The organism is Imhoffiella purpurea (assembly GCF_000585215.1).
GTDB lineage: Bacteria > Pseudomonadota > Gammaproteobacteria > Chromatiales > Chromatiaceae > Imhoffiella > Imhoffiella purpurea.
In genome coordinates this window covers 22909-42579 of sequence record NZ_AONC01000052.1, presented here as the reverse complement: position 1 = coordinate 42579, position 19671 = coordinate 22909, and the positions used below count along the sequence as shown (strand labels likewise).

General features: G+C 66.7%; 11 protein-coding genes and 1 pseudogene. 4 read left to right on the top strand and 8 right to left on the bottom strand.

Going from position 1 to position 19671, the window contains the following annotated elements; genetic code table 11:
* Window positions 1-19 precede the first annotated feature (19 nt).
* Window positions 20-2506 carry a putative bifunctional diguanylate cyclase/phosphodiesterase gene (locus D779_RS21250; protein ID WP_094300799.1) on the bottom strand — a complete coding sequence of 829 codons (2487 nt, stop codon included), beginning with the start codon at window positions 2504-2506 and terminating at the stop codon, window positions 20-22.
* An 87-nt stretch (window positions 2507-2593) separates the two neighbouring features.
* Window positions 2594-5374 carry an RNA polymerase-associated protein RapA gene (gene rapA, locus D779_RS15995; RefSeq protein WP_043755989.1) on the bottom strand — a complete coding sequence of 927 codons (2781 nt, stop codon included), beginning with the start codon at window positions 5372-5374 and terminating at the stop codon, window positions 2594-2596.
* Between the two features lie 136 nt (window positions 5375-5510).
* Between rapA and polA the strand changes: the two genes are divergently transcribed.
* Window positions 5511-8213: a DNA polymerase I gene (polA, locus tag D779_RS15990; RefSeq protein WP_043755988.1), complete on the top strand. Its 2703-nt coding sequence runs from the start codon at window positions 5511-5513 to the stop codon at window positions 8211-8213.
* A 153-nt stretch (window positions 8214-8366) separates the two neighbouring features.
* Here polA and D779_RS21245 read toward each other — a convergent pair whose 3' ends face one another.
* Window positions 8367-9968 (bottom strand): GGDEF domain-containing protein, encoded by a 1602-nt coding sequence (locus tag D779_RS21245; RefSeq protein ID WP_198295737.1) that lies wholly within the window; start codon window positions 9966-9968, stop codon window positions 8367-8369.
* A gap of 233 nt (window positions 9969-10201) precedes the next feature.
* On the opposite strand from D779_RS21245, the gene D779_RS15980 reads away from it, so the two are divergent.
* Window positions 10202-10537, top strand: a complete 336-nt coding sequence (locus tag D779_RS15980) for a TfoX/Sxy family protein (protein WP_043755986.1) — start codon at window positions 10202-10204, stop codon at window positions 10535-10537.
* A gap of 31 nt (window positions 10538-10568) precedes the next feature.
* Here the strand turns inward: D779_RS15980 and D779_RS15975 are convergent, their stop codons facing one another.
* The 5 genes and pseudogenes from D779_RS15975 to D779_RS15955 form a co-directional block, all read right to left on the bottom strand.
* On the bottom strand, window positions 10569-13793 hold the full coding sequence (locus D779_RS15975) for a type I restriction endonuclease subunit R (RefSeq protein ID WP_043755984.1): 3225 nt from the start codon (window positions 13791-13793) through the stop codon (window positions 10569-10571).
* Window positions 13794-13911: 118 nt separating this feature from the next.
* Window positions 13912-14447, bottom strand: a pseudogene (locus D779_RS15970) (REP-associated tyrosine transposase).
* Window positions 14448-14486: 39 nt separating this feature from the next.
* Window positions 14487-15299, bottom strand: coding sequence for a Fic family protein (locus D779_RS15965; protein WP_043755982.1), 813 nt, complete (start codon window positions 15297-15299; stop codon window positions 14487-14489).
* Window positions 15296-16603, bottom strand: a complete 1308-nt coding sequence (locus D779_RS15960) for a restriction endonuclease subunit S (protein ID WP_043755980.1) — start codon at window positions 16601-16603, stop codon at window positions 15296-15298. Before D779_RS15960 ends, D779_RS15965 begins: the two co-directional genes overlap by 4 nt.
* Window positions 16596-18296, bottom strand: a complete 1701-nt coding sequence (locus tag D779_RS15955; protein ID WP_043755978.1) for a type I restriction-modification system subunit M — start codon at window positions 18294-18296, stop codon at window positions 16596-16598. Before D779_RS15955 ends, D779_RS15960 begins: the two co-directional genes overlap by 8 nt.
* A 152-nt stretch (window positions 18297-18448) precedes the next feature.
* Between D779_RS15955 and D779_RS15950 the strand changes: the two genes are divergently transcribed.
* On the top strand, window positions 18449-19114 hold the full coding sequence (locus D779_RS15950) for a hypothetical protein (RefSeq protein WP_052348194.1): 666 nt from the start codon (window positions 18449-18451) through the stop codon (window positions 19112-19114).
* A complete protein-coding gene (locus D779_RS15945; protein ID WP_043755976.1) occupies window positions 19111-19488 on the top strand; it encodes a hypothetical protein in 378 nt (125 codons plus the stop codon). The genes D779_RS15950 and D779_RS15945 overlap by 4 nt, the downstream gene beginning before the upstream one ends.
* The last annotated feature ends 183 nt before the right edge of the window (window positions 19489-19671 follow it).

The window sequence follows — 19671 nt, the reverse complement described above, 5'->3', positions numbered from 1 at the left end:
CGGCCAGTTCCAAACCCGATCAGGACCGCATGGTCCAGATCGGCCCCTGCTCCAGAAGCGCGACGAAGTCGTCCGCGGGCAGCGCGGGCCCGAAGTAAAAACCCTGGATCAGATCGCAGCGGCGCTCGACCAGATAGTCCAGCTGACCCTGGGTCTCGACACCCTCGGCGATCACCTTGAGCCCGAGCGTCTTGGACAGCGCGATGACCGCATCGACGATGGAGGCATCCTGCGGATTGGTCTCCAGCCCCCTCACGAACTCCTGGGCGACCTTGAGATAATCGAGCGGAAAACGCCTCAGATAGGCGAGCGACGAATAGCCGGTCCCGAAATCGTCGATCATCAGCTGAACCCCCATTTCCTTGAGCCCCTCCATGCGGCGAATCCCCTCATCCACGTCCTCCAGCAGGACGGACTCGGTCAACTCCAAGCCGATCCGGCGGGCATCCAGACGGCTGCGGTCGAGCGCGCCGCGCAGGGAGGCGACGAAGTCGCGCTGCCCGAACTGGAGCGAGGAGACGTTGAAGGACAGGGACAGGGGCGGCAGCCCCTGATCCCGCCAGGCATGCGCCTGTCGGCACACGGATTCCATCACCCAGTCGCCCAGCGGGAGGATCAGTCCGGTCTCCTCGGCCAGTGGAATGAATTCCCCGGGCGAGGCGACGAACCCGCCACGGCCGTCGGGCCAGCGGAGCAGGGCCTCGGTGGCCACCACCCGCCGGCTGCCGGTCTCGACCTGTGGCTGATAGTAGACCTCGAGCTCGCCGCGCTCCAGTGCGTGACGCAGACGCACGTCAAGCGCGAGCTTGCGCACGGCCCGCGTCCTGAGCTCGGCGTCGAAGAAGCGATAGCGGCCGCGTCCCTGCTCCTTGGCGTGATACATGGCCATGTCCGCATTGGTGATGAGCTCGGCGACCCGGATCCCGTCCCGGGGCGCGAGCGCGATCCCGAGGCTGCAGCCCAGATGCAATTCGAGATCGGCCAGCTGGAAGGGCGTCCCGAAGGCCCCGATCAGACGGGCCGCGATCTCGGCGACGGCCTCCCGGTCCGAGACGCCGCGCCGCACCACCAGGAATTCGTCGCCCCCCAGACGGGCGACCAGTTCGTCCTCGCCGAGACTGTCGCTGAGACGCCGCGCCACCAGCTTGAGGAGGTCGTCGCCGACCGTGTGACCCAGACTGTCGTTCACCCGCTTGAAGCGATCCAGGTCGACGAAGAGCACGGCGATCGCGCCGCCCTCCCCCTGGTGTTCGGACAGCAGACGCTCCAGATAGGAGAGCACCCAGCGCCGATTCGACAATCCGGTCAGCGAGTCCTGCCGGGCCAGACGCTCCAGCTGGCGGCGGCCCCGCTCCAGTCCCTCGATCATCTGGTCGAGCCGGCGTCCGAGCCGTCCGATCTCGTCGTGTCGCGAGACCCGACCCACCCGCACACTGAAATCGCCGCCGCCGACCCGATCCGCGACCAGCGCCATCTCGCGGATCGGACGCCCGATGCGCTGGGCCAGGATCAGCGCCCCGGCCAGCCCTGCAGCGGCGCAGATCGACAGCCACAGCAGCAGATGCCGGCGCATCCGCGCGGCCAGGGTATAGGCCTGCCCCTCGGACGCGCCGACCAGCAGAATCCAGGGAGGAAAGTCGAGCACCGCAAAGGCGCCCAGCATGGGCACGCCGCCTTCACCCGGGAAGATCGTGGCGAGCAGGGCGCCCGGCGCCATGGATCCGAGGTCGGGCAGAGCGGTGCCCGAGAGCGGCGGCACCGAGGCCGAGCCGGTCCGGAAGAGCGGCCGACCGTTCAGGTCCAGGAGCCAGGAGCCGCCAGTGGAGTCGGCGCCGTCCTCCCCCAGGGCGCGGACCAGGGACGTCAGGTCCAGATAGAGGGTCAGGCCCGCGTCACGACCCGCGAGCGGCTCGCGGAGCGGAACGCTCAGCGGCAGCAGCCACAGATCCAATGCCTGGATCCGGCGCGGGGTCTCGGTCATGACCCGGTCCGGGTCCCGCTCCGCCCAACCCACGGAGGCGTCTCCTGCGCCGAGGACCCGGACGGGATCGGCGTCAAGCGCGTCGAGACGCGTCTTGAACGGCCGTTCGAGCAGCAGGATGGACGGGCGTCCAGCGATGCCGACCTCCAGGGCCCGCACCTCAGGCAGGGACCCCAGGCTCGACTCGAGCAGGGCGAGCTTGGCATCGAGCGCGATGCCCGGATCGTCCACCGAATCGCGGAGCAGCAGAAGCCCGGAGCGGGCCGGCCCGACCGCGATGCGGATCCGGTCCATCAGGCTGCGGGCGGTCGCCAGAACCCGGTCGTTGGCCGCGCTCTTCAGCTCGGCCTGGGTCTGGGCCAGGGTAGAGAATCCGTACAGCAAGAGCGGAAGGACCGCCAGCGAGAGTGCCAGAAGGACGATCCTGGCCCTCAGCCCGGGAACGAACCGGCGAATCGGCAAAGGGACGCCCCGCCACACCCGTCGAGACGTCGCCGGAAAGCCCTGAGACCGCTCGCTGTTCATGCCATCCCGGCACCCCTATCCAGGCATTGTCGCTATCTCGGCCGAGATGGCGGTTCGCGAACCGGGCCGGCCTGTCCGCCGGCGGGTTCAGGTCGTCACGATTACCCGCACCCCATCAAGACGCAGATGAGTCTTGGTGAGATAGGTTTCGAGCCGATCGCGGCGCGCACTCAGACGCTCGATCTCGTCGGCGCGCACGTTCGGGTTCACCTTGGCCAGCGCGCTCAGACGCTCCAGCTCGCCCCCCAGCAGTGTGCGCATGCGGGCCAGGGCCTCGGACTCCAGCCGTCCGACCGCCTCTCGGGCCAGGGACTCGCCGCGCTCCAGCATGACCGCGAGACGCGGAACCTGGGACTTGATCACCGAACGTGCCAGTTTGTAGTTACGGGTCAGACAATCCCCGCGCAATTCCTCGTGACCGATCTCGCCGGCCAGATCGCGCCCCTCGACGTCGAGCAGCAGACGCAGCAGGGTCGGCGGCAGGAAGCGTCCGACCTGCAGCTCGGGCGGCGCCGGACACTCGGCGACATAGAGCATCTCGAGCAGCAGGGTCGCCCGCTTGAAGCGGCCGGTGCGCAGCAGGGTCACCGAGGAGGTGCCCAGATCCGAGGCGGTCAGCAGCTCCATCGCCTCGCGCGCCATGGGATGCTCCCAGGTCAGGAACTCGCGATCCTCGTGGGCCAGCGCGCTGGAGCGGTCGAAGGTCGCGGTCAGCCCGTCCTCGGGCAGTCGCGGGAAAGACTCCTGGAGCATCTGCGGGCCGGGACGCAACACCACCGAACCGCCGGTCCCGGACTCGTACTCGACGCCGAAGCTGTCCCAGAAACGCATCATGTAATCGGCGACCTCGCGGCCGGCGTCCAGCTCCTCGATGCGGTCCACCAGCGGGGCCGAGCGATCGGGCCGATACGAATGCAGCTCGAGCAGCCGGTCGCGTCCGGCCGCCAGCTCGGCATTGACGCGTGCGCTCAGATCGCGGGTCTCGGCGATGACCTCCTCGGCGCGGTCAGGCTCCTCCAGCGCCTCCAGCAGATCCTCCCGAACCTGCTCGTAGACCCCGGTGGCACCTGGGCAGGTCCCGTCGAAGGCCCCCAGACCCTCGGCGTACCAGCGATACAGCACCTCGCCCGGCGTCCCGGTCAGATAGGGCACGTGGATGCGGATGGTCTCGGTCTGACCGATGCGGTCGAGCCGGCCGATGCGCTGTTCCAGCAGATCGGGGACCAGCGGCAGATCGAAGAGGATCAGATGGTGCGCGAACTGGAAGTTGCGCCCCTCGCTGCCGATCTCGGAACAGAGCAGCAGCTGGGTCCCGTCCTCGGCGGCGGCGAAATAGGCCGCCGCGCGGTCGCGCTCCACGATCTCCATGTCCTCGTGGAAGATGGCGGCGAACAGACCGGCGCGCCTCAGCAGCGCCTCGCGCAGCTCGAGCACGGTACTGGCATGGGCGCAGATGAGCAGGACCTTGGCCGGCCGCAGCGCCTTCAGGGTGTCGATCAGCCAGCCGACGCGCGGATCCTCGTCGAGCCAGGACTTGTCGACCAGACGCTCCGGCGTCAGGCGCATTCGGACATCGCCACCGAGATCGCGATAGCACTCGGGCAGCGGCAGTGGATAGGCATGCAGCTCGCGCCCGGGAAAGCCGTGGATGGCGGCCCGGGTGTTGCGGAACAGCACCCGCCCGGTCCCGTGACGGTCGACCAGCCGCTCGATGATCTCCTCGCCGTCGAGCCGGTCCGCATCCTCGATCAGCGAGCCGAGCAGCGCCCGATCCGGTTCGGACAGAGGCTCGCCGTCGAGCAGCCGCGCCGCCAGCTCGGCCACCGGGGCATAGCCATCTTCCTCGGCGACGAAGGCGGCATAGTCGTGGAAACGCGCCGGATCGAGCAGCCGCAGGCGTCCGAAGTGTCCGGCCCGGCCGAGCTGCTCCGGGGTCGCGGTCAGCAGCAGCATGCCGGGGGTGCGCGCGGCCAGTTCGGCCACGACCGCGTAGCCGGGGCTGGATTCGGACTCGGACCAGGTCAGATGATGGGCCTCGTCCACCACCAGCAGATCCCAGTCGCCCTCGATCACCGTCTCGCGGGCGCGCGCATGCGAGGCGATCAGGTCCAGGCTGCAGAGCACCTGCTGGTCGTCGAGGAATGGATTGGCGTCCGGCATGGACTCGACCCGCTCCCGGTCGAAGAGCGCGAAACGCAGATTGAAGCGCCGCCGCATCTCGACCAGCCACTGGTGCAGCAGCGGCTCGGGCGTCACGATCAGCACCCGGCGCGCGGCCCCGGTCAGCAGCATGCGGTGCAGGATGAGACCCGCCTCGATCGTCTTGCCCAGCCCCACCTCGTCGGCCAGCAGTACCCGGGGCGCATCGCGCCCGGCCACCTCGGCGGCGATCTGGAGCTGGTGCGGAATGAGCGCGACGCGCGGCCCGAGCAGCCCCTGGATCGGGGATCCGGATTCGGCCATGCGCTGCGACCAGGTGCGCAGTCTCAGGGTGAGCCACTTGTCGCTGTCGATGCGCCCGGCCAGCAGGCGCTGCTGCGGACGGTTGAAGCGCATGCGGTCGTCGAGCAGGGCCTCGGGGAGTTCGCAGGGCCGTCCGTCCAGATCCTCGCAGAGATAGGTGATGAGTCCACCTTCGACACGGGTATCCGTCACCCGCAGTTCCCGCCCCTTCTGATCGCGGACACGTTCGCCCGGCCCCAGCTCCACACGGACCAGGGGGGCCTCGCGCATCGCGTACAGACGGGTCTCGTCGGTCGCGGGGAATGCAAGACGCACGCAGCGCCCGTCGGTCGATATGACGATGCCGAGACCCAGCTCGCCCTGGGTCTCGCTCAGCCAGCGTTGGCCGGGAACGAAGTCACGCATACTACTCACAGATTCGAGCCCACTGATTCGAGCTATTTGAGAAAAGCGACCTATCCTACACCGGCGGCGAATCAGACCCAACGGCTGTGCTACCGTTCGACGATCGCATTCGAACCCCCCGACGACGAGAACCACCATGGCGACCCAGTACCCACTGATCCTGGTCGATGCCTCCGGGTATCTGTTCCGGGCCTATCACGCGCTGCCCAAGCTGACCAACTCCAGGGGCGAGGCCACGGGCGCCCTGGTCGGGGTGCTCAACATGCTGCGCAAGCTGATCGACGCGCATGACCCCGAGTACATCGGCGTGGTCTTCGACGCCGCCGGCAAGAGCTTCCGCAACGACCTCTACCCCCAGTACAAGGCGCACCGCCCGCCGATGCCCGACGACCTGCGCGAGCAGATCCAGCCGCTGCAGGACATCATCCGCGCCATGGGCCTGCCGCTGCTGGTGGTTCCGGAGGTCGAGGCCGACGACGTCATCGGCACCCTCGCCACCCAGGCCGCCGAGCAGGGCATCCAGACCCTCATCTCGACCGGGGACAAGGACATGGCCCAGCTGGTCGGCGAGCATGTCACCCTGGTCAACACCATGAACGACACCCGGCTCGATCCGGACGGGGTACGCGAGAAGTTCGGGGTTCCGCCCGAGCGCATCGTCGACTATCTGAGCCTCATGGGCGACAGCGTCGACAATGTGCCCGGCGTACCCAAGTGCGGCCCCAAGACCGCCGCCAAGTGGATCGGCGAGTATGGCGACCTGGACGGCGTCATGGCCAACGCCGAGCGGATCAAGGGCAAGGTCGGCGAGAACCTGCGCGCGGCCCTGGACCAGCTCCCGCTCTCGAAACGGCTCGCCACCATCAAGCGCGACGTCCCGCTCGATCTGAGACCGACCGACCTGGCGCCGGCCGAACCCGACCGCGAGACGCTGCGCACCTGGTACGAGCGGATCGAGTCCCGCAAGCTGCTCGCCACGCTGAACGCGGAGGACGCCGCCCCTGAGGCATCGGGCTCGGGCGAGCGGCAAGACGGCGACTACGATCTGGTCCTGACCCAGGAGTCCTTCGACGCCTGGACGACCCGTCTGGAACAGGCCGAGCTCTTCGCCTTCGACACCGAGACCACCGCGCTCGACTACATGGTCGCCGAACTGGTCGGGGTCTCCTTCTCGGTCGAGCCCGGGCAGGCCGCCTACGTCCCGGTCGCGCACGGCTACATGGGCGCCCCGGACCAGCTCGACCGCGACGCCGTCCTGGCCCGGCTCAAGCCGCTGCTGGAGGATCCGAACCGGCTCAAGGTCGGACAGAACCTCAAGTACGACATGAGCGTCCTGGCCCGCTACGGCATCCGCATGCGCGGCATCGCCCACGACACCATGCTGGAGAGCTACGTGCTCGACAGCATCGGCCGGCACGACATGGACACCTTGACGAGGAAATATCTGGACCGGGAGACGGTCCACTTCGAGGACATCGCCGGCAAGGGCGCCAAACAGCTCACCTTCGACCAGATCCCGCTCGAACAGGCCGGACACTATGCCGCCGAGGACGCGGACGTCACCCTGAGCCTGCATCGGACCCTATGGCCCCGCCTTGAGGCCACGCCATCGCTCGCCGAGCTCTACCGCGACATCGAGATGCCCCTGGTTCCCATCCTCTCGCGCATCGAGCGCACCGGGGTGCGGATCGACCGCGACCTGCTCGCCCAGCAGAGCCGGGAGCTGACCCGGCGCATCGGCGAGCTGGAACTCGCGGCCTACGCGGTCGCCGGACGCAAATTCAACATGGGCTCGCCCAAGCAGATCGGCGCCATCCTGTTCGACGAGCAGGGCATCGAACCAATCGCCAAGACGCCCAAGGGCGCGCCATCCACCTCGGAGGACGTGCTGGAACAGCTCGCCGACCAGGGCCACGCGCTGCCCCGGCTCATCCTCCAGCATCGAGGACTCTCCAAGCTCAAGTCGACCTACACCGACAAGCTGCCGCAGATGCTCAACCCCGAGACCGGACGGGTGCACACCTCCTACCACCAGGCGGTCGCCGCCACCGGGCGGCTCTCCTCCAGCGACCCCAACCTGCAGAACATCCCCATCCGCACCGAGGAGGGTCGGCGCATCCGCCGCGCCTTCGTCGCCGAGCCGGGACACAAACTGCTGGCCGCCGACTATTCGCAGATCGAGCTGCGCATCATGGCCCATCTCTCGGGCGACGCACGCCTGCTGGCAGCCTTCGCCGGCGGACAGGACATCCATCGCGCCACCGCCGCGGAGATCCTCGGGCTCGATCCCGAGGCGGTGACCGGCGAGCAGCGCCGCTCGGCCAAGGCGGTCAACTTCGGGCTCATCTACGGCATGTCCGCCTTCGGCCTCGCCAAGCAGCTCGGGATCGAGCGCAAGGCGGCCCAGAACTACGTGGACCGCTATTTCGACCGCTATCCGGGCGTGAAGGACTTCATGGAGCGCACCCGCGCCAAGGCGCGCGAGGACAAATACGTCGAGACCCTGTTCGGGCGCCGGCTCTATCTCCCCGAGATCGACCACAGCAACCAGGGCCGGCGCGCCGGCGCCGAGCGCACCGCCATCAACGCCCCCATGCAGGGCACGGCCGCCGACATCATCAAACGCGCCATGATCGCGGTCGACGACTGGATCCAGCGCGAGGAGCCGAAGGTTCGGCTCATCATGCAGGTGCACGACGAGCTGGTGCTGGAGGTCGCCGAAGACGCCGTCGAGGACACCGCCAGACACATCCGCGCGGCCATGGAGTCGGCCGCCCGGCTCGCCGTGCCCCTGGTCGTCGACATCGGCGTCGGCGACAATTGGGAAGAGGCTCACTAACGCGGTCGGGAACTTAGGCTATATTCAACACTCTGAAAGGACGAGCGAATCGGGATCTTCCGTCACCCCCCCTGGATGGAGATCCCGGAACCCGGCTCCCCAAGCCGGGCATGTTCCCCCGAAGCTCCCAACCCCCGGGCTTCGGGGGTTTCTTTATGGATCCGCGTTCCAGGCGATCGAGCGATCGCGTCCCGACTCCTTGGCCTCGTAGAGCGCCTCGTCGGCCCGGCCGAGCACCCGATCCGGGTCCTCGTCGTCCTCATCCAGCTCCGTCACGCCGAGACTCAGGGTGACGCCGACCGATCCCCGATCCGTCTCGATCCGATCCTCGGCCACCAGCGTGCGCAGCCGCTCGGCCACCGTCATGGCGCTCTCGAGATCCTGACCCGGCAGCAGCACGGCGAACTCCTCGCCCCCGATCCGGCCGATCACATCCGTCTGACGCAGCACCCGGCGGCAGTGACCGGCGAAGCGCTGCAGCACCCGGTCGCCGACCGCATGGCCGTATCCGTCGTTGATGCGCTTGAAATGATCGAGATCGAGCATCATCAGCGAGCAGCGCTCGTCCAGACGGTCCAGACGGGCGAGCTGCAATCGCAGCTGCTCGAAGAAATGTCGCCGATTGAAGACGCCGGTCAGGGAGTCCGTGGTGGCCAGCTCCATCAGCAGCGACTCCTTGCGTCTCAGCTCCCGGGTGCGCTCATCGAGCTGCCGCTGCCACTCGCCCCGACCGAACCGGACCAGGCCCAGCGCCAGCAGCTGCGCGCACAGATACGCGAGCAAACCGAGCCAGCCCACCCGCGCGCGAAAGGCGGACAGCGCCGCCACCCGATCGCCGATGTCGTGCCAGACGACCACGGAGCCGACCGGCGGCTCCCGATCCGGCGAATACCGACGCAGCGGAAAGCGCATCAGCTGATAGATCCGGCCGTCCCAGTGGAGCCAGGCAGTCCGATCGCCCCCGTCATAGGGCGGCAAGCGCGAGCGGTCCAGCCAGAGCCCCAGCTCCTCGCGCGAGGTCGCGACCAGAAGCTCGCCCTCGGGGCCGAGCCGACCGGACGCGGAAGGTCCGCCGAAACGCGCATCCTTCACGGCCTCGCGAGTCAGAAGCACGCCATAGCCGACACCCGTATGAGCGCTCAGACGCGCGAGATGGCCCGCGAATCCGACGCCGGCCTCGAGGGTGCCGACCAGCGTATCTCCACCCGGCGCCATCACCGGAACGGCGCCTCGGATACCGGCGAAGGTAGGCCCGATCTCGAACCCGGCGCGCCGCCGGCCATCGGCCTGCACGTCCGCGACCAGGGGACGAAACCCGCTCAGCGAATCCCCGAACCGCCCGGGCGCGTTCATGCGCAGAAACGAGGTCCCGTCCGGACTCAGATGGAAATGGATCTGGCGCAGATCGATCTCCTCGCGCATCCTCTCCCATTGCGGTGCGAGCCGCCCCTCCAGGGCGGAGCGGATCCGCGCCGCCTCGCGACCGCCCCCGCCGCCCTCGGCACGCACGGCGGCCGCGCCATCCGCGAACAGACCCCGAACCTCGGTATCGGAGGCGAGCAGATCGGTGATCGAGAGCACACAGTGCTCGAGCTCGATCTGCATCACCTCGAAGGCGGTCCGAAGACGCGCCGCCTCGCGATCGAGATCGGACCGCAGACGCCGCTCGGCCAGATCGCCGACCAGAAGCGCGATCGCCGCGAAGACGCCGAACAGCAGCAGGCTGGAGGCCAGAACGAGGTTGCGAGACGACAAGGGCGACATCCCCCAATGCCGGAAACCCAGGCCGAGTCACGGGCCTGATCGATCGATGCAGGATACAGCCGGAAACCCGCGTCTCATACACCCAAAGAAGACGGGACAGCCGCCATAATGGACCCATCCGTCCCGCGCCTCCAAGCACCGCTCCGACGCGCGGCCCGACAAGGTGCGGGGACCATCCGAATCAGGGCTGAACCGCCCCTTTCTCACGCGAGAGGACCGCCGACATGGCATCCGACCAGAGCTTCGTGCAATACGTCTGCGACCAGATGCAGTCCGCCGGAGACGTCTCATTCCGCAAGATGTTCGGCGAATACGCCCTCTATCATGCCGACAAGGTCGTCGCCCTGGTCTGCGACAACCAGCTGTACCTCAAGCCGACGGCCGCCGGACGGACGATCCTGGAGACGCCCCGGGAGGCCCCGCCCTACCCCGGCGCCAAGCCGCACTTCATGGTCACCGAACTGATCGACGACGCCGACGCACTGGCCGAGCTGGTCGCGGCGACCGGCCGGGAGCTGCCGGAGCCCAAGCCGAGGAAGCCGCGCAAGAGGCGATCCTGAAGGACCGGATCGGGCACGAGGAACGGCGGCGTCAAAGCGTCCAGCTCGCCGACAGCGCCTCGGCCTGAGCCAACACCGTCTGCACTGCCGCATCCTGCAGATCCGGTGGATATCCGTACTTACGCAGAATCCGCTTCACCAGCACCCGCATCCGCGCCCGCGCACTCTCGCGGCGCGCCCAGTCGACGGTGACGTTGCCCTGCAGCCCGGTCAGCAGTTCGTGGGCAATCACCTTGAGATGGTCGTCGCCCATCACCTCGACCGCGCTCTGGTTCTCGGCGAGGGCGTCGTAGAAGGCGATCTCGTCCTCCGACAGCCCCTCAGCCTCGCCGCGAGCACGGGCGGCTCGGATGTCCTTGGCCAACGCAATCAGCTCTTGCAGGATCTCGACGGTAGTGATGGCGTTGGTGTGATAGCGGGCGATGGCATCCTCCAGCCGCTCGGAGAACTGCTTGCCCTGGACGACGTTGGTCTTGGTCCGTGAGCGCACCTCGTCGTTCAGCAGCTTGCGCAGGGCCTCGAGGGCCAGATTCTTCTTCTCCATCTGGGCGAGCTCGGCGAGGAAGTCGTCGGAGAGGATGGAGATGTCGGGCGTGTTCAGGCCGGCCGCCGCGAGGATGTCGACGATCTCGGTCGAGACCAGGGAACGGTCGATGATCTGGGCGATGGCCGCGTCGCGCTCGGCCGACGACTTGCCCGCGCCCACCCCGGTCTTGACCAGGGCCGCGCGGATGGTCTGGAAGAAGCCCACGGCGTCGCGGATCTCGCGTGCGTAGTCGCTCGCGCCGGCCAGGGCGAAGGCATTGGAGAGGGCCAGGGTGGCATCCTGAAAGCGCCGGTGGGCGCGCTTCTTGTCTTCGGGCGTCTTCTCGCGCTCGGCCGCCTCGTGCTGACGCTGGAGGATCCACTCGATGGCCTCGGCCATGATCGCGAGGCGTTCCTGCGGCGACCCCATAAGTCCGCGCTGGAAGTCGAAGCCGTGGAACATGGCGGCCACCACCTCATACTTCTCCTGCAGCACGGCAACCGCCTCGGCCTCGTCGATGCCGGTCTGCCCCTGGTCCGCAGCGGAATACTCGGCCAGCGCCCGCTTGAGGTTCTGGGCGATGCCGATGTAATCGACCACCAGCCCCGCGGGCTTGTCGCGGAAGACACGGTTTACACGCGCGATGGCCTGCATTAGCCCATGCCCGCGCATCGGCTTGTCGACGTACATGGTGTGCATGGAGGGGGCGTCGAAGCCGGTCAGCCACATATCCCGCACGATTACCAGCTGCAGCGGGTCGCTCGGATCCTTGGCGCGCTTGGCGAGCAGGTCGCGCCGCGTCTTGGTGCCGATGTGCGGTTGCCACGCCTGGGGATCGGCGGCCGAGCCGGTCATGACGACCTTGATCCGCCCCGCGCCGTCCTCGTCCGAGTGCCAGTCCGGGCGCTGGGCGACGATGGCGTCATAGAGGGCAACGCAGATCCGGCGGCTCATGCAGACCACCATCGCCTTGCCGTCGAGGGCCGCGACCCGATCCTCGAAGTGCTGGACCAGATCCTCGGCCACCATCGCCAGCCGCTGCTCGGCGCCGACCAGGGCCTCGACCGTCGACCACTTGCGCTTGATCCGCTCCTGCTCGCTCTCGGCCTCGTCTTCCGTGAGGTCGGCGATCTCGTCGTCGATGGTCGGCTTCGCGTTCTCCGGCAGCTCGATCCGGGCGAGTCGGCTCTCGTAGTAGATCGTCACCGTAGCGCCGTCCTCGACCGCGCGGCTGATGTCATAGACATCGATGTAGTCACCGAAGACCTGACGGGTATTGACGTCGGCTTGATCGATCGGCGTGCCCGTGAAGCCAATGAAAGAGGCATTGGGCAGGGCATCGCGCAGGTACTTGGCGAAGCCGTAGCTGATCTCACCGGTCTTGCGGTCCACCTTCGCCTTGAAGCCGTACTGGCTGCGGTGAGCCTCGTCGGCGATGACCACCACGTTGCGCCGATCGGTCAGCAACGGGTAGGCCGTCTCGCCCGTTGGCGGTGCGAACTTCTGCATGGTGGTGAAGATGACACCGCCAGAGGCACGGTCGAGGGCGGTGCGCAGATGCTCGCGGTCCTCGATCTGGATCGGCGTCTGGCGGATCAGGTCGGCGCACATGGCGAAGGTGCCGAACAGCTGATCGTCGAGGTCGTTGCGGTCGGTGATGACCAGGATGGTCGGGTTAGCCAGCTCCGGGCTGCGCACCAGCTGGCCGGCATAGAAGGCCATCAGCAGGCTCTTGCCCGAGCCCTGGGTATGCCAGATGACGCCGATCCGCCGATCGCCGAGGCGATAGTCCCGGACGCTCGGCAGGCCGTAATCCTCGGGGTCCTCGCGCAGCGCGTCGGCGGCCTCGGTCGCGCCGCCCTCGCGCGCAGCAATGGCCCTCAAGGTGGACAGCATCGCGCGGCGCACCGCGTGGAACTGGTGATAACCGGCCAGGATCTTGAAGATCCCGTTGCCACCGTTGCCGAAAACGGTGAAGTCGCGCAGCAGGGCGAGAAAGCGGGCTCGCTCGAAGACGCCCTCCACCAGCACCGCCTGCTCGGCACGGCCCTTCGGCTCGATGGTGCGTCCGTCGACGGTCCGCCAGGGCATGAAGCGCTCCGCGTTGGCCGTGAGCGAGCCGATGCGGGCATTCAGCCCGTCGGAGATCACCAGGGCGGCATTGGTGCGAAACAGGGAGGGAATCTGCGCCTTGTAGGTCTGCAGTTGGTTGAAGGCACCCGTGAGCGTCGCCTGCTCCCCGCCCGGATTCTTGAGCTCGAAGACCGCGACCGGGAGGCCATTGAGGAAGAGCACCACGTCGGGCCGGCGTTTGATGCCGTTCTCGACCACGGTGAGCTGACCGACGGCGAGCCAATCGTTGGCGTCCGGGTCGGCGAAGTCGATCAGGCGGACACTGTCGCCGCGCAGGCTGCCGTCCTGGGTATAGAACTCGACCGGTACACCCTCGACCATCAGCCGGTGCAGGCGCCGGTTCTCCTCGATGAGCGACGGCGAGGCGGTGGCGACCACCTGCTTGAGGGCGTCCGCCCTGGCCTCCTCGGGTATGTCCGGGTTGAGCCGCGCGATGGCCGCCTCCAGGCGCCCCAGCAGCAGCACCTCCGAGAATGCCTCGCGCTCGGATGCGCTCCCGTCCGGACCGATCACCGCATCGGTGGTGCTGTCGTACCCCAACCCCGCCAGCTGCTCCAGCAGCATCGCCTCGATCTCGGCTTCCGTGATAAAGCTCATCCGTCGCTCCTGTCCGCACTCCACTGTAGGTCGGGTTAGCGCAGAATAACCCGACACTCCCGGCTGTAGGTCGGGTTAGCGCAGCGTAACCCGACACTCCCAGCGCCAGGGGCACTTCTCACTCGTGCCCAATGTCATCGAAATCCTCATCGGCGCCCGCCCAATCCAACGTATACAAGCCCGACTCGACGGCCCGTCGAAAACTCGAATAAGGCCAGTCAGCGGGCCGGCTGACATAGCCGTGCTTCACCGGGTTGAAATGCACGTAATCGAAATGCCGTCCCAGGTCCAGGTCGTCACGAATGACATGCTCCCAATACCGCCGCTGCCACAGCCCCCTTCCCCCCGGTTCCGGCGCGCCTCAGTCGGGGCCTGTGGCAAAGGCACGGGCCAATGCTTGGTGCACCAGCTCTTGACCAGACGCCAGCGGACGGCGAAATCGGTATCTCCTTCCGGGAGTGTCCAAACGCAATGCAGATGATCCGGCAGGATGACGATCGCGTCGATCTGAAAAGGCCGCTTGGTCTTGACGGCGCGAAATGCCTCGCGCAAGCAATCGATGGCAGGCTGTTCTGCGAGCAACGGGCGACGCTGCTCGGTCACCAGCGTGAAGAAGAAGGTGCCACCCGGAATGAAGGCGCGCCGATAACGCATGTCGTCGATCTCGCCTGGGTTGCGTCGGGTTACGCTGCGCTAACCCGACCTACGGAACTGTTGCGCCCGCGCTTGCTCGACCAGCGCGAGGATCGAGTCGTAAGCCCCGAGGCAGAAGGATCGGAAGTCCGCCTCCAATTCTGGGCGCGGCCAAACACCCGTGGTCGGCGTCAGCACACCCGCAGCCAGCTCGTATTCCGCCAGCGTGGAGAGATAGGTCCGGCGGTCCCTGACATCGATCACCACCGGAAGATGGCCTGCGCGCAGCACGGGCACGTTGGCGAGCAGTCGCGCCAGCCGGCCGTTACCATCCCAGAAGGGGTGAATGTGCACGAAGCCCAGGTGTAGATGGGCATAGGCGTCGATGGCCTCCTGCTGGCTCAGGTCGCGGCTCGCAAGCCGTGTCAGTTCGGCGAGCCATTCCTCCATCAGCGCCGGGACCTGATCGGGCGCGGCGTACTCGATGAAGGTCTGGCGGCCATCCGCCGTGACGGCATAGGTGCCGTTCGGCTCGCGTTTCCAGGCGCCGAAGGGCTTGAGGATGTCCAGGGTCACCTCGGTCTGGACCGCGCGATGCAGGTCGAACAATCGCTCGGTCGTCAGATCCTCGTCCATCCAGGCGTAGATCAACTCGATGGCACGTGCGTGGCCCATGACCTCCTGGTGATCCTTCAGCGGCTTGCCGGAGACCGTCAGTCCCTCCTCGATCACGAACTTGGTCTCGCCGAGGGTCAGGGTGTTGCCCTCGATGGCGGTCGAACCATGCGTCCAGAGATCGCGGATCTGAGCCAGCAGCGCCGTGCGCAGGTCGGCGTCGAGTCCCTGGAGGACGCGGAGATTCGGAATCGTCACAGCACCGCCTCAGCGATCTGCTCCGCCTCGCGCAGACGGATCTCGCCGGACATCAGCTTGGGGAGGAGGAGATCGCGGGTTTGGGCAAGGGTGCGGGATTCCTCTAGGTTAGAGTGAATCCTAGTGAACAGAGGAGTGACAGTCTCTTCAAAGCTGAAGATCAACTCTTGCTTGGAAATAGTCACCCATGCTTGCTGGACTGTCTTGGTGGTAATGGTGTCAAACACAGAGCCGTGAGCAGAATGGACAAGCTCTTGGACCAGGAAACCAAACGCACAATTCAACCAAAAAGGCCGCTGTTTCAGTGAAGTCAACGCATAGCAAGTCTGATTCATCGCCATCTCGGCGCCGAACAGGCAATAGCGACCTGTCGTGGCACCGCGCGCTACAACAACGGTTGCACCTTTCGGTATCAACCGAGTCGAGCTTTCTTCGAGGCCCCGAGGGGTAATGCTTCGCTCGGTTTCGATTAAGAATGCGTCAGAACACTGACTAACGTCCTTGGCACTGGCCCAAGCGATCGATCCGTTCCAGTAGGCGGTAATGTCGGTTTTGGGAGTGCCACCAGAGATCAGGCGCGCATGGTCCAACAGCGGCTCGGTGGTCCACCCCACCGGCTTGTCCTCATCATCGAGGGCATCGAGGGCATCGGGGAAGAGGTCCCAGAGGTGCGGGGCGAGATAGGGCGCGCGGCCCTCGGCCTTGGCGCGCGTGGGGCCGAAATCCACGAACCAGTCCTTGAACAGCGCCCGCGCCATCGCCTCCAAAGTCGCGTTCGTCTGGCGGTTCAGCTCAATTTTGTCGTCGAGGGCGCCGAGGAGAGAAGAAATGTATCTTTGCTCCTCAAGCGGCGGAATCGAAAGTCGAAAATTGGGGACGTCTGCGCAGCGGAGGCTGTCGAAAACAGCTCCGACATTCCTATACCGCTCGATCTCATTCCACCATTCTGGCGTGCGAACAAGCCAACGCAGAAATGGCCGATGAATACAGGTTCCGTCTGCGCGCAACAGGACGAGATTTTGTCCTAAGGCAAACGTCATGCCTGGACGGACAAACGCAGTCTCTCCAGGGTTACACCGCCGCGAGAGAACGACGTCATAAGGTTCTGGGTTTGCCTTTCGAGTCCACTCGACGAAGTCATCCTTACTGATCTTCCTAGCACCCGACAAATCGATTTCGCCACCCCGCATTTCGGGGATCGCGACATATGGCATTCCAGCTTCAACGGCTGCTGGTGTCTTATGGACGCAATCAATCAGGCTAATACCAGCTTGATCTAAGGTGAGTTGACGCCACTCACCCATCGACAACCACTCCCGCCAACTTCTCCCGAATCACCACCCCCAGCTCCTCCCCCTCGGCCAACTGCTTCTCCAGCTTCTCGCGCAACGCCGCGAACCGCTCCTCGAACGGCACCTCGTCCTCTTCCACCGCAGCCGCACCGACATAGCGCCCGGGTGTGAGGACGTGGCTGTGGCCTCGGATCTCCTCCAGCGTCGCCGACTTGCAGAAGCCGGGGATGTCGGCGTAACCGCCATCCTCCCCGTAGGTCGGATTAGCGCAGCGTAATCCGACATCGGCGGCGGCTGGGTCTGCGGCGTTTGTCGGGTTACGCCCTAGGGGGCTAACCCGACCTACGAGACCTACGTGACCTACCCGGTCGGGCTCGCCGCGCCAGGCGTGGTAGGTCCGACTGATGGTGGCGATGTCCTCGTCGGAGAGCTCGCGCCGGGTGCGGTCGACCAGGTGCCCGAGCTTGCGGGCGTCGATGAAGAGGACCTGGCCGCGCCGGTCGCGCAGTCCGCCGTTGGCCTTGTTCTTGGCCAGGAACCAGAGACAGGCGGGGATCTGGGTCGAATAGAACAATTGCCCCGGCAGGGCGATCATGCAGTCGACCACGTCAGCCTCGACCATCGCCTTGCGGATGTCGCCCTCGCCGGACTGGCTCGACGACATGGAGCCGTTGGCCAGCACCACGCCGGCGGTGCCGTTGGGGCTCAGGTGGTGGAGGATGTGCTGCAGCCAGGCAAAGTTGGCGTTGCCGACCGGCGGGGCACCGTAGACCCAGCGGGCGTCCTCGCGCAGCTTGTCGCCGCCCCAGTCGGAGACATTGAAGGGCGGATTGGCGAGGATGAAGTCGGCGCGCAGGTCCGGCAGCTCGTCCTTGCGAAAGCTGCCCTCGGAGTTCCAGCGGATGTCGGCGTCGATGCCGCGCACCGCCAGGTTCATCTTGGCCAGCCGCCAGGTGGTGTAGTTGGACTCCTGCCCGTAGATCGCCAGCTCGCCGACGCGCCCGCCGTGGGTCTCCAGGAAGCGCTCGGCCTGCACGAACATCCCGCCCGAGCCGCAGCAGGGGTCGTAGACGCGGCCCTTGAGGTGGCGCTTGGGGTCCGGGAAGGGTTCGAGCATCTCGACCAGCACCCGCACCACCGAACGCGGGGTGTAGAACTCGCCGCCGCGCTTACCCTCGGACCCGGCGAACTGGCCGAGGAAGTATTCGTAGACCCGGCCCAGCACATCGCGCGCACGATCCTGGCCCTCGCCGAGCGCGATCCCCGAGATGAGGTCGATCAGCTCGCCGAGCATCACGGGGTCGAGCGCGGGGCGCGCGTATTCCTTGGGCAGCACGCCCTTGAGGCTGGCGTTGACCTTCTCGATGGCGAGCATGGCCTCGTCGATGCGCCTGCCGATGCCGGGCTGTTTGGCGGTGTCCTTGAGATGAGACCAGCGCGCCGCCTTGGGCACCCAGAAGACGTTCTCGGCGCGGTACTCGTCGGGGTCCTCGGCGCCCTCGGGGTAGTCCTCCAGCAGCTCGGCGCGCTTGGCCTCGAAGCTGTCGGAGATGTGCTTGAGGAAGATCAGCCCCAGGGCGACGTGCTTGTAGTCCGAGGGCTCCATGTTGCCGCGCAGCTTGTCGGCGGCCTTGAACAGCTCGGCCTCGAAGCCGAGGTCACCGCCGTTGCGGGCGGTCTTGGTGGTACGTTTCTTCTCTGCCATGAGGCATTCACTGTTCCCGATGGGGCGATGTGGTTCCGATTCGAGTCACCTGAGCCCTGATCGAGTCCCGGTCTCTCGCCGACTCAATATACTGTGCATCTCCATGCGCTGTGAATCTCAGCCGAGACGCCATGCCCGACAGCCCCTCGTAGATGCTGCCAGCCATCGACCAGCCCATTCGCGAAGCCCTGAGCGCGGCGGCGATCGCGCTCACCTGTCTGGCCTTCCTGCCCTATCTGCGCGGGATCCTGCGGGGGCGTGTGAGACCGCACCTCTTCTCCTGGTTCATCTGGGGCCTGACGACCTGCGTGGTCTTCATCGCCCAGATCGCGGCGGAGGGAGGGGTCGGCGCCTGGCCGATCGGCGTCTCCGGACTCTTCACGCTGCTGATCGCGGGGCTGGCCTGGATCCGGCGCGGGGACGTCTCCATCGTCGGTGCCGACTGGGCCTTCCTGCTCGCCGCGCTCTCGTCGCTTCCGCTCTGGTACGCGACCTCGGATCCGCTGTGGGCGGTGGCGGTGCTGACCGGCGTCGACCTGCTCGGCTTCGGTCCGACGATCCGCAAGGCCTATCGGCAGCCGAGGAGCGAATCCATCGCCTTCTTCGTCCTGATGGCGGCTCGCAACGGGCTGGTCGTGCTGGCGCTCGAACGTCATTCGGTCGCGACGGTCCTCTTCCCGGCGGCCATCGGGCTGGCCTGCCTGGCGGTCATTGCAATCCTGTGGGTCCGGAGAGCAATAGAGGCGCAGACGCTCCACTCGGCGGAATATCATGAAGCCATGAATCGCGACAGACGACAGGAGAGGTCCCCGAGATGAAACGACAAAGGTTCGAGATTCGGTTCGACAGCTGGTACGAGATTCTTTCGAGGCTTCTCCTGCTGCCGCCCTCGGCGTCCTATGTGGAGGTGACCGAGGATCGGGTGGAGGTGCGCATGGGCTGGGCCTTCGGCTCCCGTTTTCCGAGGACCGCGATCGCCCGCGTAAACCCCCTGCGCACTCGGACCCTGAGCCGGGGCGTACACGGACTCGCCGGCCGCTGGCTGGTGAACGGATCGGACCGGGGCATCCTGTCGCTCGGCTTGCAGCCCGCCCAGCGCGGCCATGTCATGGGGGTGCCGGTGCGTCTCCGCGAGCTGATGGTGAGCGTCGAGGATCCGGACGGCCTGACGGCCGCCCTGACCTCGCGATGACGCCGTCCCGGCCGCTCCGGACGACCCCGTTCACATTCGGCACAAGACCCGCGAATCGAGTTCGGCCGGCTATATTGGTGCATGACCGTTCCGCCCTCGATCGATCTCTCGATCTTGCATGGGTTCGTGACGAGGATCACAGTCCGGTCCAACATCGCTCGAACCGGCCACACGAAAGAGAAC